This window comes from Halopelagius fulvigenes, assembly GCF_042662625.1.
Classification (GTDB): domain Archaea; phylum Halobacteriota; class Halobacteria; order Halobacteriales; family Haloferacaceae; genus Halopelagius; species Halopelagius fulvigenes.
Map to the genome: position 1 here is coordinate 32,930 of NZ_JBHSXH010000011.1, position 15,914 is coordinate 48,843.

The 15,914-nt window shown below is 56.7% G+C and carries 16 protein-coding genes and 1 pseudogene; 5 read left to right on the forward strand and 12 right to left on the reverse strand.

What is annotated here, in order from left to right; translation table 11 throughout:
* Positions 1-2 precede the first annotated feature (2 nt).
* The 3 genes from ACFQEV_RS08105 to ACFQEV_RS08115 form a co-directional block, all read right to left on the reverse strand.
* Entirely contained in the window at positions 3-2,135 is a 2,133-nt protein-coding gene (locus tag ACFQEV_RS08105; RefSeq protein ID WP_379694648.1) for an FAD-dependent oxidoreductase, read from the reverse strand.
* 475 nt (positions 2,136-2,610) lie between these two features.
* Positions 2,611-3,210 carry a sugar phosphate isomerase/epimerase family protein gene (locus ACFQEV_RS08110; protein ID WP_379694651.1) on the reverse strand — a complete coding sequence of 200 codons (600 nt, stop codon included), beginning with the start codon at positions 3,208-3,210 and terminating at the stop codon, positions 2,611-2,613.
* 1,894 nt (positions 3,211-5,104) lie between these two features.
* Complete coding sequence (locus ACFQEV_RS08115) at positions 5,105-5,296, reverse strand: hypothetical protein (RefSeq protein ID WP_379694654.1); 192 nt, start codon at positions 5,294-5,296, stop codon at positions 5,105-5,107.
* Positions 5,297-5,457: 161 nt separating this feature from the next.
* On the opposite strand from ACFQEV_RS08115, the gene ACFQEV_RS08120 reads away from it, so the two are divergent.
* Positions 5,458-5,769, forward strand: a complete 312-nt coding sequence (locus ACFQEV_RS08120) for a hypothetical protein (RefSeq protein WP_379694656.1) — start codon at positions 5,458-5,460, stop codon at positions 5,767-5,769.
* A gap of 33 nt (positions 5,770-5,802) precedes the next feature.
* On the opposite strand, the gene ACFQEV_RS08125 is transcribed toward ACFQEV_RS08120, so the two are convergent.
* The 4 genes and pseudogenes from ACFQEV_RS08125 to ACFQEV_RS19900 all read right to left on the reverse strand — a co-directional run.
* Positions 5,803-6,120 carry a hypothetical protein gene (locus ACFQEV_RS08125; RefSeq protein ID WP_379694659.1) on the reverse strand — a complete coding sequence of 106 codons (318 nt, stop codon included), beginning with the start codon at positions 6,118-6,120 and terminating at the stop codon, positions 5,803-5,805.
* A gap of 231 nt (positions 6,121-6,351) precedes the next feature.
* Complete coding sequence (locus ACFQEV_RS08130; protein WP_379694662.1) at positions 6,352-7,707, reverse strand: sodium:calcium antiporter; 1,356 nt, start codon at positions 7,705-7,707, stop codon at positions 6,352-6,354.
* Between the two features lie 202 nt (positions 7,708-7,909).
* Positions 7,910-8,092, reverse strand: coding sequence for an HVO_2922 family protein (locus ACFQEV_RS08135; RefSeq protein ID WP_379694664.1), 183 nt, complete (start codon positions 8,090-8,092; stop codon positions 7,910-7,912).
* Between the two features lie 396 nt (positions 8,093-8,488).
* Positions 8,489-8,557, reverse strand: a pseudogene (locus ACFQEV_RS19900) (hypothetical protein); the annotation flags it as partial.
* Positions 8,558-8,574: 17 nt separating this feature from the next.
* On the opposite strand from ACFQEV_RS19900, the gene ACFQEV_RS08140 reads away from it, so the two are divergent.
* Positions 8,575-8,724, forward strand: coding sequence for a hypothetical protein (locus ACFQEV_RS08140; RefSeq protein ID WP_379694666.1), 150 nt, complete (start codon positions 8,575-8,577; stop codon positions 8,722-8,724).
* 448 nt (positions 8,725-9,172) lie between these two features.
* Complete coding sequence (locus ACFQEV_RS08150) at positions 9,173-10,987, forward strand: ribosome biogenesis/translation initiation ATPase RLI (RefSeq protein ID WP_379694671.1); 1,815 nt, start codon at positions 9,173-9,175, stop codon at positions 10,985-10,987.
* A 276-nt stretch (positions 10,988-11,263) separates the two neighbouring features.
* Here the strand turns inward: ACFQEV_RS08150 and ACFQEV_RS08155 are convergent, their stop codons facing one another.
* Positions 11,264-11,599: a TFIIB-type zinc ribbon-containing protein gene (locus tag ACFQEV_RS08155; protein ID WP_379694673.1), complete on the reverse strand. Its 336-nt coding sequence runs from the start codon at positions 11,597-11,599 to the stop codon at positions 11,264-11,266.
* Positions 11,600-12,184: 585 nt separating this feature from the next.
* Here ACFQEV_RS08155 and ACFQEV_RS08160 point away from each other — a divergent pair.
* Positions 12,185-12,400: a hypothetical protein gene (locus ACFQEV_RS08160; protein ID WP_379694675.1), complete on the forward strand. Its 216-nt coding sequence runs from the start codon at positions 12,185-12,187 to the stop codon at positions 12,398-12,400.
* A gap of 3 nt (positions 12,401-12,403) precedes the next feature.
* Complete coding sequence (locus tag ACFQEV_RS08165) at positions 12,404-12,736, forward strand: hypothetical protein (RefSeq protein ID WP_379694677.1); 333 nt, start codon at positions 12,404-12,406, stop codon at positions 12,734-12,736.
* Between the two features lie 69 nt (positions 12,737-12,805).
* On the opposite strand, the gene ACFQEV_RS08170 is transcribed toward ACFQEV_RS08165, so the two are convergent.
* From ACFQEV_RS08170 to ACFQEV_RS08185, 4 genes are read right to left on the reverse strand one after another with little or no spacing between them, the layout of a single operon-like run.
* Entirely contained in the window at positions 12,806-13,552 is a 747-nt protein-coding gene (locus ACFQEV_RS08170) for a YqcI/YcgG family protein (protein ID WP_379694680.1), read from the reverse strand.
* A 21-nt stretch (positions 13,553-13,573) separates the two neighbouring features.
* Positions 13,574-14,431: an adenylyl-sulfate kinase gene (gene cysC / locus ACFQEV_RS08175; RefSeq protein ID WP_379694683.1), complete on the reverse strand. Its 858-nt coding sequence runs from the start codon at positions 14,429-14,431 to the stop codon at positions 13,574-13,576.
* Positions 14,431-14,682 carry a hypothetical protein gene (locus ACFQEV_RS08180; RefSeq protein WP_379694686.1) on the reverse strand — a complete coding sequence of 84 codons (252 nt, stop codon included), beginning with the start codon at positions 14,680-14,682 and terminating at the stop codon, positions 14,431-14,433. Before ACFQEV_RS08180 ends, cysC begins: the two co-directional genes overlap by 1 nt.
* Positions 14,673-15,896: a hypothetical protein gene (locus ACFQEV_RS08185; protein ID WP_379694689.1), complete on the reverse strand. Its 1,224-nt coding sequence runs from the start codon at positions 15,894-15,896 to the stop codon at positions 14,673-14,675. The genes ACFQEV_RS08180 and ACFQEV_RS08185 overlap by 10 nt, the downstream gene beginning before the upstream one ends.
* Positions 15,897-15,914 lie beyond the last annotated feature (18 nt).

A 15,914-nucleotide genomic window follows, 5' to 3' on the forward strand; every position in this document is an offset into this window, starting at 1 on the left:
GTTCAGACGTCGATACCCCGACGATCGGTCACTATCTTGTAGACGATTTGGGCGGCTTCGCCGCGGGTGAGCGTCACCTCGTCGGGGACTCCAACCTCTGACGCAGCAGCCGCCGGGTCGGTGTCAGTTTCTAGTTCGTCTGCGAGCACCGCGAGAAAACCATCGCTGCCGACCGGTTCGGCGACGGATCGCTCTTCGGGAGTCGGCAGTCGGCGGGCTCGTTCCGCCGCGTCACCGTCGCTGGAGAGGAAGTCAGCGGTCACCACGGCCCACGCGTCTGCCGTCGCGGTATCGAGGGGGTCGCCGGGCCGGGCCGCGTAGCCGTCGAAGAAGCCCTTCGCGCCGAGGACCTGAACGGCAGCGGCCCACGGCTCCTCGGCGGTCGAATCGGCGTCCGAGAAGTAGGTTAGCATCGTCCCGGCTTCGGCCAGTTCGTGTTGGAGGTCGACGGTGTCGAGCGTCCCGGGGAGCGCGTCCGTCCGAAGTGCGCGGGCGGCGGCGACGCCGGCGGCCTCGCCGAGTTGGAACCACGTCGGTTCGAGCCGAACCGTCTGGAACCCGACATGGCTGGCCGACAGTGCGACCGGAACCAACAGATTGTCGAGCCCCTCGGGAAGCATCGTCCCGTAGTCGATCTGGGACGGGACGGTCGACTCGGTCAGGAAGAATCGCCCGTCCGAGGCGGTCCCAGTGCGTCGGACCGCCTTCACGTCGTGGGGGTCAAGCGGGAACTCCGCGATGGCGACCGACCCGTCGTTGACCGGTGCGCGGTTGAGCCCCTCGGCGAGGAAGGCGTCGTGTTCCGTGAACGTCTCGCGCCCCTCGATACGGCGAGCCTCGCGGACGTAGAGCTGGAACGGCTCGTTGTCGTTGTCCTCGAACTCGTCGGTCGCGAGCCCCCACTGCTGAGCCTCACTCCGCGCGCGTTCGGGAACCGCGTCGTCGTTCTGGAGGAAGTAGATGAAGCCGAGAGCGTAGTCAAGGTGCCGTTGGGCTATCTCGCGGCGCGTCTCCCAGTCGGCCTCGGGATAGGTGTGGGACTCGCCGACGAGGTCGCACGCGTTCATGTCCCGCTTGTCGTTGGGCAGGTTCCCCCAGACGAACTCCTCGCCCTCCTGGTTAAGGTGGATATCACCCGCGAGCCCTTCGGGGGTCCGGCCCAGCAGGCGCGTCTGGGCCGGCAACGGCAGTAGTTCGTCTTCGACGGGATCTGAGCCCCGGTACACATCGTCTGTCAGCGGAACCCAGCGGTCGTCGTCGTCGACGGCGACGGGGGGTTCGTCCCGGTCGTACCACCGCCGCATCGCGGTCGAGAGTTCCGGCGCCGACCGGTCCGAGAGTCCGAACGCCATGGGGTCCTCGACGCCCCGTTCGTCGAGCAGTTCGCGCATCTCCTCGAGGTCGTGCAGTACCCAGAGGTACTCCCGTCGGTCATAGCCGTCGGGTTTCTCCGGGTAACGCATGTTGTCCGGATCGCTACTCAGACAGATGCGGTAGTTGTACGACTGGACGGCCTCGTCACCCTCGCCCGTGCTGCCAGCCCCAATCGTCGTCACGTCGTCGGCATCCGTGAACACGGTACCGGCGAAGCGTTCGCCGTACTCCTCGCGGCCCTCGCGACCGACCCGATAGGGGACTCCCGCTGTTGCGGCCAGATCACCCTCGTAGGTCGCGTCGACGAAGGCTTCGGCGCTCACTGTCGTCGTCCGGTCGTCCTGAGAAGCGGCGAACGTGACGCACGAGACGGTCCGCCCGGAGCGTTCCGCGGTGACCGGGTGCCACTCACGTTCGACGTCGAGCGTCGCTTCTGCGTCCACGAGCGCCTCGAACGCCTCTTCGGCGACGTGGGGTTCGAAGGCGAGACCGTCGTTACAGGTCCGATACTGGGGCGAATCGGGTCCGTACTCTTCCCGGTAGTGTGTCGCGACCCGCTCGAAGAACTCGTCGAGAACCGGTGAGCGGCCCTTGTCGGGATGCAATAATGTGTCCGTCATCCCAAGCCCACTCGCCATCATGCCACCGAGGTGGTCGTTGTACGTGACGAGGAGCGTGTCGAAGTCTGATCGAGCGGCGCAGACAGCTGCACCGATGCCCGCAGGTGTCCCTCCGGTCACCACGACATCGTACTGTTGCATATCCCGATTTCCTTCCGAATCGATATGAGTGTTTCCTCTCTGCGAAGAGAGCAATTTGAGGCTGCAGTGTCGTACGAACCTATGCGATCGGTTGAGGAAACCCTCTGTCCTGCGGCAGACCTGTTCAGCCTATTCGAACATCGCCACAGACGACCTGAACCCGAAGCGATTCTGGCCATATGGGACGCTCTCAGCCGTACGACGGCTGATGTGAAATCATCGACGAGAAGAGATAGCGGAATGATACCAGATAAGTACGTTTCTGTCACAGAGATTACTGTGGGTATGTCTAGTATATATTCGAACAAAATAACGGCCTCACAGACATATATGTAAAATATACATCTCTAAAACGAAAATCAGGATATCGGCCAGGAATCAGAATGTAGTTCATCTAGGCTGAACGGTCGTTTTTCGGAGGTGACAGAGAGCGGCGTATTATGACGAAGATGCTACCGGTTCAAAAATATAAGATCTACTGTAGGTCTAAGAGGAACCTAGCACCGGTCTCGAGGGAGGCGAGTGGGTCGCTCGGTTCATCGTGCTCGTAGACGAACCAATCGACGCCCGTCGCCAGTGCTGCATCGACACAGGACGCGAGATCGACGTCACCTTCCCCGACCTCGACGGACCGTTTCTCCGCAATATCAACGTCCTTGATGTGGAGAATTTCGAGTCGGTCGCCCAGCGACTCAATTCGCTTAACCGGATCATCGCCACCCGCAGCGACCCAGCCGACATCGAGTTCGACGCCGACGGAGTCGTCGATTTCTGCCATCTGCACGTCGAAGATCGCCGTATCAGTCCCTGAGAGGGGCTGAAACTCCCAGTGGTGGTTGTGATAGAGAAAGTCGAGATCGTAACCTGCGGCTGTCTCAGCGAGTGACTCCAATTTTTGGGCCATTTCTGCGATACGGTCGGCTGACTCAAAGTACGCCCGATCGCCGACGGAAACCGCCAGGGCGCCACAGTCGACGGCCGCGTACGATTCGATGGTTCGTTCGAGCTCGGCTGGCTGTTCGTCCAGGCTGATAAACGGGCCGAGATGTGCACCAGGAACCTCCAGACCGGTCAATCCAGTGTCCGCTTGACAGCCTCCGAGTCGGCTTCCGGGAACCGATGGAGGAATTCAACGCCGTCGTGCCCTGCGTCTGCACACAATTCAAGCACCTCTGGCAGTGTATGTGTCTTCTCGAGATCGCTGAGGGTAAACAGATTGATTGCCGTTTGCATCATCAGGTATATGTGCGCAATGAACATGTGTTTACCGGTCACCAATGAGAGAGTCCCGACGTTGAGACACCTACCAATCGGCAACGTCGACGAAATCCTTGTTCAGCGTGTCTGAACGAGTGTCCAGGTGAGGCGTGTACTCGATCATCGGTCGATCTCAATAACTATCGAACGGCTAGACTGTATGGTTCGGGGCAGTTACAAAATTGGGGGTGTAACACCTAATTGACCGCATTGGAGTTAGTGAGTCTCGCATCACGTCCTCAACGGCGCTGATTTCGACCGGTTACCGTTATCCTCGCCGACTAGATAGAGGGACCGATACTTCGTGGACGTCCGCACCCGCCTGCCGGTTGATGCCCATACTGATGCGGACAGTGCCGCTTGGAAAACACAACAATATAGGTTCCCAAACGAGATCGAAACAAGAGTCTGATTCGGCCACTGACCGGCGTCACCGGTGCAACTAAACAACCAGAGAACAGATAGTCATCACGTCCTACTATTCACTCGATACTACACGCTGGCATTACAGTTCTATGTATGTAATCTCAGATGTCTAAAAAAGCGCGCTCACGGATATTACAACGACACAGCGTCGGAGAACGAGGAGTCTACGAACTCTCTTTATGGGGAAGAAGCATACATCGTCTCGTCAAAAGCCCATTTCGACTTGAATAAGTAAGGATAGAAGGAATGAGTAGATAGATGTAATTGGACAATCAACAGATAATTGGTAGGAGTATATTTGCTTAGTGAATGAAAGTGAACGGTATCGAATGTCGCCTATAAGAGTTCTATAAGGCGTATCTTAGGATATCTTCTAGTGAAATTCGCTATTATACAGTTCAACTGTGAGAAGGGGCCGTCGTAAAAGTTAGTTTGGCGAGAGTGGTTCTCTTCACCCAGATTACTGCAGGTAAGTGGTTTCAGGAATGTCTCCGCGCCGAAATACCAAGTGTACACACAGTTCCAATTGATACTGTGTGTTTTTCTAGCTGCTTGGTTAATAGATCACCTACATCGTGTAAACATGAGAGATGTAACGAACAATGCGTTAGTCTCTCCACGGCTTCGCGACGTCCAGATAAAACAAACAAAATCATCTTCAAACCAGATTCATAGTGTCAACTGGCTTTTTAAAGTGTACAACCTGGCGGAAGGATTGGACGTTTCCGATTCCGTCATTGACTAGCGGCCGGAAACTCCCTGGCCATGACCTGCCAAACTCCAGTTCGGTATGGACTCCTGCTCTAGTGGGGTCACAAACGTCCATCGTCGTATCGGAGGAATCATCCACGTCGACACCACCGTTAGAAGTGAACAACCGCGCATCGTCGCGCGGTTTTGGGCTGTGAGGGCACTTTGGCTTAGGGCCGTAAGACGAAGTAGAACATCCTGGCAGAGAATCCCGGATGACATGTTAACGCTGTCCAATACTTTTGAAGAGGGAGGGTTGAAGGAGTCAGGTCGTTTCCACCCTCCCAACAAAACTTACTCATGCCACCCGAAAGAGACTATTTGGCGACGAGGACCACAGTCCACTATCAACGAGTGACCACCACTCTCGAAGACACCTGGCCAGACCGGTCGGACGGCGCTCGTGAATCTACGGGCGGAGGTCCCAGTCGTAGCCGTCACCGACGGTGGGAGTGAGCCCTCGGCGACCGTTGAGGTCGATGGAACGCCGGTAGAGATTCATATCATCGTAGTTGACCTCCGCGTTATGACTCTAATCACCCGTGTTGTCGCCGAAAGCCGACAGCGAAGTGCTCCCCGCACTGTGCGCAGGTGGCGTCGATGATTCCGTCTGGGTTGTAGTCGGTGTATTCTACCTTCGAGGTCATCTTGACCGGGATTACGTTTTGACAGCTCGGGCAGGTCACGGGTAGCGCCTCGTCCGTCGAAATCGCGGTTACGGTGGTCATTGGTGAATTAGACTAGACATCCCAGTCGGCGTAAGCAAGATACCTCACAAGATAGGGCGGCACTCGATCTAGATTCGGCACAGCCTCGCGGTCAAAGGCGTCCCCTGCCTTTCTAAAAGCCAGCAGAGGAAATAGACTGTTGACGCTCGAACATCAGTCTAATGAAACAGTTCAGCACCTCGGACGGGGACGAGATTCGAGTTGAGTGCGAGGAGACAGATCAGTCTTTTTCCGGGAGTCTCTCGCTCGTCGTCAGTTGTGATTCTGATGCTGATGTGCAGTTGATCGACGGTGTGCTCACCAGCAGCGCGCATGGTGACGAGATCCACTCGCTGTTCGCCTGCGAGGCCGAATTTCGAATCATCGTCGAGTCCGCAGGAAGTGGTGAGACGATTGTATACGAGAACTGCACGCTACTCAGTTCGAGCGGGAAGTGGACGGCCAGCGACGAATTCGTACGATCACTCGATTAATCATCGGACGAGACACAGCCCTCGCGAGTGTTACTATTTACCGGCGATTGCTCGTTCGTACGTCGTCTCTGCTTGTTCCGCGACGGCGTCCCAGTCGAACCGCGTTGCCCGTTCGAGCGGATCTTCGGGAGATCGGTGGCCGTCGAGTGTGCAAGTTATTTTGTCGATGATCGACTCTACGCTCGGCTCGGCGAGGTAGCCCGCATCGCCGATGACCTCACTCGCAGCGGATTCCGGGTGAGCTGCACCGATCAGGGTACAGTCCGCGGCCATCGCCTCGGCGTAGGTAACAACCACTTGGACGACTTCATCAAAATTGGCCTCGTTGAGCAGACGGCCCAGTCGGGGCATTCTCAGTGGTACGAACTGAACAGGGACAGTGCGATCGCTGAGCACCTTTCTCAGCTCAATGGCCTCACGCTACGTGCTCTTCTCGAACAAGAGGGCCACTCACACTCGTGGCCTGTCCGATCGCTGGTGAACGGATCTGCTTCGGTTGTGTCGTAGCAAAGTGACCCCGCTGAAACTTCAGCTGCTAACAGAATTGGCATTCAGCCCAATCCTCTGCTCGGATCTTCTAAGTCAGTCCGCGTGATCGGGCTGTCCTTGCTCTCCACGGACTGTGAGTGCCTCCCGGATATCCTGAATCGTCCGGCGGAGGAGGCGCTGGACGCTCTGTCGGCGTCGTACAAACACCACACTAGCGAGCACGAGGTAGAGCAGGGTGTATGCGTAGAGGACGGTGATACTGAGCGCTGTCGCTGTTGCTTCCGGGTAGGTCTGGACGAGGTAGAATTCTGCGAGCACCTGGGATGCGAACAATCCGAGCAAGAGGAGGGCTTCGCGGGCACTGATCGAGAAGTTCGTGAGGATTGCGATGGCGAATAGGCTCTGGGCAGCCGTGATCCAGATTTCGGCGGCCTGCTTCCCGTCGAACGGGAGCGTCCCCACACTCCCGAGGGAGATAGAGTAGACGACGGCAAGGGTGCCGATGAGGAGTGTCCATTGGTTGAGTTTCGAGGAGATGAGTGCGTTGAACCCCGCCGTCGACCGTGCCTTGTTCACGAGGTAGGCGACAACGATGAGCTCGGGGCTCTCGGAGGCAAGCGGAGCGAGCCACTGGATCATGAAGAACTCCGGTACCCCGTACCGCAATCCCACTTGTTCAAGGCCTTCAGCAAATGGGTGGACAGCGGTGAAGATGACCGCACCGGAGAACACGAATCCTGTGAGCACCACAACTACACGCCCGAGTTTCGAGAAGTCTTGAAAGTATGTGGGGACGCTCCCGTGGGCTTCGGATGCTTCGACCTCGCCACGAACGATAACGACGAGATAGAGCACGTACAACCCGACGAGGACGAGCGTATCGAGAGGGCCAATACCGCCGCCGAGCGGAACGAGGAACGCGAAGGCGGTTGCCGCCAGCAGGAATGTGATCTCGAGGGAGATGCCACGGTCCAGACTGACGGCGTCCGCGAGCAGGCCATCACGTTTTTCGACTGCAGAGTCGGGGGATCGGGTGGCGCGGTAGATGCTGAACAAAGCGATACCGGCCCAACCGAGTCCTATGAGGATACGGTTCGCGCCCGTCATGTTCGCAACCGCGAGGTTCGCTGCTTTCATCGAACCCTGTCCGGCCTCCCACGCGTAGAGGGCGTCGACGGCATACTCGGGTGCGACGGCGAGCACTGCGAGCACCGCGATAGCGAACGCCTGCGGAACGTCCTTCTCCGCCGTCTCCGCCGCCCACGCCAGGATAAACGACGCTCCCAGAATCCCGAGGCCCGCGACAACGACCGCCACGACGGGCGTGATGTTCTTGCCGGGGTGAACGGCACCGTACCCACCGTAGGCTTGGAACACCCACAGCCAGGGTATGGTGAACAAGATTGTGACAGCAACAGGAACCAATGGATGACGCAATCGGGACAACATTTCTTACTTAGAACCCGCAAGTGGACCACAGATAACTCACAAGATAACCACGAGACCACCAGAAACGGGCGATAGAGGCCATGATACCCCCATCCCTTTCATTATCCGGTCGGATGAGGGTTCAGGAGGTAGAGACCGTGACGGCCCAATGTATCACCGATAGACGGGTTATCGTGAATTCACGTCAGAAATACTTCGAATACTACTCGTCGACAAACTGGATGTCGGCGCCTCCAGCGTTCCGTTTCACACTATCGATACCCCGTTCCACACCCTGTTTCGACTGATAACCTTCGCCGCTGTCCGCGATGATCTTCCCATTCGGCGCGACGAGCCGCCACCGCCACTCTCCTGCTGAATCCTGGAATACTTCGAACGTCGCCATGCTTGACCAGTCGTCTATCTCCTACTTACACCCTCGTACTCATCGAACTACCATCCCATCGTCAATCCCCGCTCAGTCGACTGAGTTTGAGCTCCTGTCCGACCCTGATCCTGAATTAGATATGGCGACGACGCTGCGGCCTGCCGAGGATATCCGAATGCGAGTGTCTAAACGATAAAGGATGGGCTACATTCATTCTGAAACTATTGGATACAGATGAACCCTGACCGCCTCTCTCGACGCCCGGGATTGCGGTGAGCAAGTGAGGTCCCTGCTGACGCAACCCCCAAAGTCGGACAGATGCATCCTCTGTCCCCGGTTACTCCGTAAGACATGAACGACTCCGAAGGGATAGAGTTCGTTAGTGAGTAGAGTGATGGACACGTTGCTTCGCGCTTAACGCTCCGAGACTTTGACGCGAAGGACGTGGCCGCCGCAGCCGCACTGCTCGACGGCCCGGCAGGACGCCGTGAGTGGTAGCGATGACTAACCCCACCGGCGGCCTTGATGACGACACGCTGGCCGCCCTCGAAGCCGAGTTCGGTAACGCCGAGGCCGGGGTCACGGCGTGCGTGCGGCTATGGTTCAGGCTAGAGAACCTCGAGGAAATGCTAGAGGCGATGACCGAATGAACAGCGACCCGCGCAGAGAGGCGGGTATTCCGGTGAGGTATGTCGCCCCCGACGGCACTTCCCGAGAGTGCCACCGCTGCGGTGAGCGGGGACATCCGTGACTGAACTCAGTTGCGAGCGATGTAACACTCGATTCGAGACCGAACGCGACAGAGCGGCCGACGGGAGCGACACTACCCGGTGTCCGGCGTGCGGGGAGAAACACGACGTTCTGGCTCTGTTGAAACCCTCAATCGGTGATAGTTTGACGAGAGTGTGCTGAATATAACGCACAAATACAGCATCGTCTTTGCGTGATTTGATCATCAGAGATGCTCAGTACAGGTAGATTCCATCATCGGCGGCCGCGCTGACTACCGAGGATAAGTCCATACACCAAACTATTACCTCCGTTCGGATCTCTGTATCTGCTTCAAATGACTTTGCGAGTACTGGTACTAATGAAGGCATGAACCATAGACTCGTACAATCTATGATGCCCCCTTCAAATTCTGGAACTGAGAAATACATCGCAATCATTGACCAAGACAAGGTCACCGACGAGGTACGGAACATTGCCGTCAAATACGATCCGCTGAATCGATCCGGTTACGAAGGTTTCTACGTCACCGAAGACGGGGAACTTCACATCGATGATGTGAACGTGATGCGCGAGCACAAACTCATTGAGAAGAAGATTCCGAACGACGCAATCCAGATTGTCCCGCTTCCATCTGAAACCGGCCAACTTGTTCACCAGTATGGCGATAACGGATTCCGGATGCACGATCTCCCTGTCCCGGAAGATGGTAGAATCGTCGGACTCCTCGGTCGCAACGGGATCGGGAAAAGCACTGTCCTCCGCATTCTGGCCGGTGAGCTGGTACCGAATTTTGGTACCACAAATGAGGAAACCGATTGGAATCAGGCAATAGAATCTTTTCGTGGGACAACCCTTCAGACGCATCTTGAGCGGCTTCGAGATGACAGTGTCACGACTGCCTATAAGAATCAACGTGTCGACGCACTTCACGAGGGCGATGTCAAGACGGTGAATGAGTTGCTTGTTGCACGTTCGGACGATCCAGACCGGTTCGTTGACGAACTCGATCTTCGGTCGATCCGGGATCGGTCGCTGGCTGATCTCTCCGGTGGCGAACGTCAGCGGGTTGCGATCGGGGTCACCTTGTCGACCGATGCGGATCTCTATCTGTTCGACGAACCATCGTCGTTTCTAGATATCGAACAGCGGTTGTCAGTCGCGCGGACAATCCGCAGCCACGTCCAGGAAACGGATGCAGCGGCACTTGTCGTCGAACACGATCTAGCGACACTAGACCTCCTCTCCGACGCGATCCACGTATTGTACGGTGAACCAGGTGGGTTCGGTGTCGTCGCTCAACGATTAGCGGTTCGAACAGGCATCAACCAGTTCCTGGATGGTCGGCTGAAAGAGGAGAACGTCCAGATTCGACGGAACTCAATCGACTTTCCCACGGCCGGCGAGCGTGGTGTCCAGTCGGGTGAGCCAGTCCTCAATTATCCACAATTGGAAAAAGCGTTCGGGGAATTTTCGCTTAGAGTCGAACTCGGACAGGTACATGCCGGTGAGACGATTGGTATCGTTGGGGAGAACGCGCTTGGTAAAACGACGTTCGTGAAATTACTTACTGGAAGTATAGATGCCGACAACGGAACCGGTCTGGATGAGGTGACAGTGTCGTACAAGCCACAGTACATTACACCGGATAGCGACGAAACGGTTCGTGAGCGGTTCACAACGGTCGCAGATATTCACTCACAGTCCTTCACGACGCGAATCCAAGACCCGTTCGAACTTGAACCGCTGTATGATCGTTCCCTCGGTTCACTCTCGGGTGGTGAGTTACAACGTGTTGGTATTGCACTCTGTCTCGCGCGTGACGCGGACCTCTATCTCATAGACGAACCGTCGGCATTCTTGGACGTCAACCACCGAGTGTCCATCGCCGACCAGGTCCAACAATTTAGTAAACAAACAGACTGCCCAGTACTGGTCGTTGATCACGACCTCTTCGTTATCGACCGGGTGGCAGACCGGTTGATCGTGTTTGACGGGGAACCTGGTCGCCGCGGGCAGGCAAGTACCCCACAAGCAATGCGGGCTGGAATGAATGCATTTCTCTCCTCGCTCGGGATCACGTTTCGGCGGGATGAGCAAACTGGTAGACCACGAGTGAATAAGCCAGGGAGTCAGCTTGACCAGAAACAGAAATCAAGCGGTGAATACTACTACGGTGACTGAATGCTCATCCGGTTAGTGGTAGTGCCTGTTGTCTAACAGGCCTTAGTAACGAGGTTGGATGGCTGATCGTCATTGATTCCGTCGCTTCAAATATGTCCGGCTTGACTCTGGTAGTACGGATGGCACGCTTGCGTCGAAGAACGCGGAATCCCATGCAATCAAACTCGCTGAGACGCACAATGCCACCCTTCATACTCTCTTTGTTGTAGACTACTTGAACCGCTTTGTGTAGTGCACAAACTGAAGGTATGCTTCGCAGCAGACGACAGAGATTCTTCAATCCTCGGTCCAGTACATGATATTCTCTTTTTCGGTCCCGCAGTTCGGACAGATCTCCGGGAATCCCTTGTCAATCTCGCCCATCTCGCCGCAGTTGGTGCACCGCCACATAAGCTCGGCTTCACCGAAGTCGTGCCCCGAACGGGCGTGTTCAATACTCAGACGTTCTACCCCCTCACGAGTCGAGACAAAGAATCCGGCCTCTGCGATCCCGCGGGCCTCCCCCAGAACTTCCCCATCGCCATTGTAGACGGTCTCCCCGAGACTAACCGTCACTATTTGACTTTGTTCCTCCTCGCTCTCTTCTTCGGGGGTTTCGCCGTGGCCACTCATACTGTGTTGTTCGTTCCGGGAACCTTTGAAGACTTCTGCTTGCCACAGATCCGTCATCGAATGAGCCTGAGAGCCTTAAATAACCGTGTCTCACACCGAAGGTCGTATTCCTTTATCGAGCACCGACTCGGTATTCACGAGTTTTTAAAGAGCCTTCAAGGAAATACCGACACTTGGTTGTATATACGGCGATATCATATTCTTCCCGTCGTTCAGAGTCTCCCTCCCATCCAACACCATCTCCGAGCACGCATGCCGACTCCAAGGCGGAATCAACGACAGCTCAAACTGGTTCAGAGCAAACAGTCCGTTCCACAGAATCGGCTACTCAAGAGCCAGACCTAGATAGTCTGATCCTGTTTAGTAGTCCGAATATCGGTCACCGGGATATGATTACTATCGTGACGGAATCAGCCCTTGAGCCGCCCGTTAGACTTCTTGGACTTGCTTTCGACTCTGGGCAACACTTTGAGAGGGATCATGGCCGCTATCTGACGCACGAACCGACACACAAACTGTCAGTACGTACCTCACGTTTAGGCAAGCATATGTCTCTATCAATCATTTTAGATTCGGTGAACCCGAATGGCACACAACGGACTGGCCTCTCCCTCACGCCGTACCGCACTCAAGTACCTTCTCGGTACGACAGCCATATTGGCCTTTCCAGCGACCACGGCCACTGCACAAACTGCGAAGAGTAAATTCAAAGACGAGGACCGCAACGGCTTCCCAGACGAAGGCGAAGTCGTCACAGGGAACTACAAAGCACTCTACGCCTACGACGCAAACGGTGATTAGTACATGGACTACGGCGACGGCCGACCAGGGAACCCTGGCGGAGCCGCCCGCAGTGTGGACCAACTGGACCAAGAGACCCTAACCGTCTGTAAGTACAAAATCCAATACCGAGGGACCTACGGGAACACACCGTTCCTCGACACAGGCTGGATAAAGAGCGCGATCAACTGCAAGGGGTACGATGACAACGGCACGTATAACTTCATCACGGTCCACAAGACCGACCCCAGGTACACGGGGGAGCGACCTCCCGCGTACGGAGGTGAGTGGGAATATCACGTCGACACCGAGTCTGGACTCGGAAACAAACTCGTACGTCCACACTCTCCACGGTAGAATATCTCCGATTACGTATTTTCTGCGAAGGGCCTCACGGAATATCCGTTATCTGCCACTGTGCTCTGATCATCCGGCATCTATCTCGAAGGGGAACTCGCTCATACTTTCATCGTCGGACTTTGGAAGCAGATACTGCTTCCACTCTCGAGTATCGGGATCGCCGTAGTCACCGATGTCCGGATGAGGAGATACATCGTCGTAGTCCTCTAACCGGTCTCTGATAATCGACCGGACACGCTGGCCCTCCGTCGTATCTCCGCTGATATCGTCGAGAACTCTCCGCGGCTGTATCGTTATCTCCAGTCCGTACGGCGTATATCTGCTCTTCCGATCCGTATAGAACGGAGCGCGACCGACGATAAACATCGACTCTCCGCAGAAGCAAAACTCCCACTCCGGATCAGTCGGGTCCTCGGGAACGTCACTGGGCCACGGTTCCGGATCCCGTTCGTTTAGGAACTCAAGCACCCTCCAGAATCGGTCACGGTACTCCTGTTCGCTCTGATCTCCGTCGGGAGGTTCGAAAAACACCACCAAGGTCGTTCGTTCGGCTATCGACCGATACCGTTCGAGATACTGTTGTAGCCCCTCTTTTAGTTTGAAGAGCGCATCACGGTCACGAGGACTCCCGACGAAGAGGTAACGAGCGGTATCGTTACGTTCCGCGTTCACCGCGAAGTGACACGGATAGCGAGTCTCCCGCATCGTCTCCCTGAACGAGGTATATCTCTTTTTCTTCCACGCGGTGAGCTCTCCCGCCTCTATCGCGTTCTGTAACTCGGACCGGTCGAACAGCAGCCCTGTCTTATCCATGGTCGAGATGACGATGACGAGTCATTCCTCGAGATGCTGTCCAGCGAGAAGTTCGCTCTTCTCGTATTGCTCGCGCGTCTCTGTTCCGCTGATCTCTGCGACCTCTTCCGGGACCGAGACGACCGAATACCCGACGTCCCGTCCGATGGCGACCGTATCGACGTCCGGAATGATCATCGTGTCCACGTTCTGATGGTCTCCGTAGACGTCCTCGATCAGCTCTCGGCGCTCCTGTGCGGTGAGCGGGTTCTTTTCGCTGAGTTCGGTGTCGCGGATGGCGATGACGACGTCTTTTCCGTTATCGGCGGCGGAGTCGATGATCGTTCGGTGTCCATCGTGGAGCGGCTGCCAGCGACCGATGAAGATGTGACTCGGATCGAATTTGAACTCCAGTTCTCTGTTGATCTTCTTGATACTCTCTTCCTCTGAGCGCCTCGCCGTCCGAACCGCGAGTCCGATCTCCTTTTCTGCCGGCTCCTCGAACGGTGCGTCGATACCGGTGAAACCCTCGATCTCTCCTTTGCGCGCCTGCTCGTACATCCCCTTCACGTCCCGTTCCTCGCACACTTCGACGGGTGCATCAACGTGGACGAACGAGACGTCCTCAACCTTCTCGGCGATCAGTTCTCGCTGAGAGCGGTACGGGGTGATGAACGACGCGACGACGTCGAATCCCTGGTCATTCAACGCCTGTGCAACTCCGGCGGCTCGCCTGAGGTTCTCGGTTCGATCTTCCTTGGAGAAACCGAGGTCGGAATTGAGGGTATTTCGGAGATAATCTCCGTCCAGATGGACCGTGCTCGGGCCGACCAATCCTTCGGCGAGGGTCGTCTTTCCGGAACACGGCAGTCCGAAAAGCCATATCGTTTGTCCGGACATCAGTCGATCTCCCCCGGAAGCGAAATACAGCAGAGTCCGTCCATGCTGTTCTGAATCTCGTCATCGGTGGTTTCGATACTGTGCGCCCGGGTCGGTATCGACTCCGTATTCGGCGTCTCGTTAGACATGAATTCGTCTCGTTTACTGTGGTTGTGGACTTCCTTGCCATCGGTCTCGACGGTCGTTGTCTCAGCGAACGACGCGACTCGCCGTGCTACTGTCCCATCCTTCGCTGTGTCACTCAGATCCACTCTGACTCCTCCGTGTATCCCAACTCCCGGACGACCTCGGTATACGGCTCGTCGGCCCGGGCGAGCGCGCTCTTGACAAATTCCTCCCTATCTCGCCAGCGAGCGTGTCTCGGCTCTTTTGTCGTCATCACCTTGTTGGGGTTCCCGACGTTCTCAGAGAGCAGTTCCGACTCGCCGAGATCGGCGAACTCGACGATCTCCTCGACGGTGGAGCGGGTGTCGGTGAGAAGATCCTCGAACCGGACTCGAAGGACGTCCCCGAACGCGTCGCGGTTATCGAGGATGTGGCGATGGGCCTGCGCCCACTGCATCAGACAGACGTCGACGAGTTTCCCTTCGCGGACCCAACCCGGCGGGAGGTCGTAGCACCACAACGAGCCGTCGTATCCGTCGATATCCAGATCTCCCACGTTGTACGTCTGGAACCCCCTGTTCAGCCGCCACCCGTCGTAGAGCCCGTTGGTCGACGCTGCTGGGTTGCGTGTGAGATGGACGACTTTGACGTCGGTCTCGGGGAATAACTGCTCGCGGATCCACGGGAGCCGGTACGCGTCGCCGCTCGCTTTCAGGACGAGCGTCCGATCGAAATCGTCTGCTGTGAGACCGCGCTTGTACCGATGCGAGGAGACGAACGGCCGGTCCTCGATCGTTTCGGCCTCGAACGGACTGCTCGAATCTCGCTCCGCATACTCATCGTACTGCAACGGGGGGATTCCGAATCCTTCGAGTATCTCGTCGAGCGACGCTCCCTCGAGCAGTTGTTCGCGTATCTGCTCGTAGGGGAGGTCTCGGTCGGGGAACTGCAACGGAAGGCGGAGGAGCGTGTTATCCACACGATGCGTTCGGTCGCCGGACCGGTCGGTCGCACCGACCTCGGCGAGAAGATCAGTCAGGAGTTTCTCCCTATCGAACGACTCGAAGTCGGCCGAAACGACGTCGGACTCCAGCGCGGGGTAACCGATCCCGTGTAGAGTGAACCACCTGTCGTGTTCGCCGTCGAGGCTACACGTTCCCTCGTGGTGACGAAGGATATCGAAAAGGAGGCTGCTACCCCCTCTCGGTGCCGTCGCGATGAGCAGCACGCCGTCGAAGTCGTCGGCTCGATACTCCGACAGAATCGACCGCTTTTCCTCCGAGATAACCTCGTTTTTCACGCGTTCGTAGTTCTGTTTGGCCCGCTCTCGGAGAGCGACTGACGGCTCTTCGACACTCACCAGTCGTCACCTCCCGAC

Excerpts from the sequence above, each read along its gene's own strand:
- ACFQEV_RS08105 (WP_379694648.1), bottom strand. The coding sequence starts at position 2,135 with ATGCAACAGTACGATGTCGTGGTGACCGGAGGGACACCTGCGGGCATC.
- ACFQEV_RS08115 (WP_379694654.1), bottom strand. The coding sequence starts at position 5,296 with ATGACCACCGTAACCGCGATTTCGACGGACGAGGCGCTACCCGTGACC.
- ACFQEV_RS08120 (WP_379694656.1), top strand. The coding sequence starts at position 5,458 with ATGAAACAGTTCAGCACCTCGGACGGGGACGAGATTCGAGTTGAGTGC.
- ACFQEV_RS08125 (WP_379694659.1), bottom strand. The coding sequence starts at position 6,120 with ATGCCCCGACTGGGCCGTCTGCTCAACGAGGCCAATTTTGATGAAGTC.
- ACFQEV_RS08130 (WP_379694662.1), bottom strand. The coding sequence starts at position 7,707 with ATGTTGTCCCGATTGCGTCATCCATTGGTTCCTGTTGCTGTCACAATC.
- ACFQEV_RS08135 (WP_379694664.1), bottom strand. The coding sequence starts at position 8,092 with ATGGCGACGTTCGAAGTATTCCAGGATTCAGCAGGAGAGTGGCGGTGG.
- ACFQEV_RS08140 (WP_379694666.1), top strand. The coding sequence starts at position 8,575 with ATGACTAACCCCACCGGCGGCCTTGATGACGACACGCTGGCCGCCCTC.
- ACFQEV_RS08150 (WP_379694671.1), top strand. The coding sequence starts at position 9,173 with ATGAACCATAGACTCGTACAATCTATGATGCCCCCTTCAAATTCTGGA.
- ACFQEV_RS08155 (WP_379694673.1), bottom strand. The coding sequence starts at position 11,599 with ATGAGTGGCCACGGCGAAACCCCCGAAGAAGAGAGCGAGGAGGAACAA.
- ACFQEV_RS08160 (WP_379694675.1), top strand. The coding sequence starts at position 12,185 with ATGGCACACAACGGACTGGCCTCTCCCTCACGCCGTACCGCACTCAAG.
- ACFQEV_RS08165 (WP_379694677.1), top strand. The coding sequence starts at position 12,404 with ATGGACTACGGCGACGGCCGACCAGGGAACCCTGGCGGAGCCGCCCGC.
- ACFQEV_RS08170 (WP_379694680.1), bottom strand. The coding sequence starts at position 13,552 with ATGGATAAGACAGGGCTGCTGTTCGACCGGTCCGAGTTACAGAACGCG.
- cysC (WP_379694683.1), bottom strand. The coding sequence starts at position 14,431 with ATGTCCGGACAAACGATATGGCTTTTCGGACTGCCGTGTTCCGGAAAG.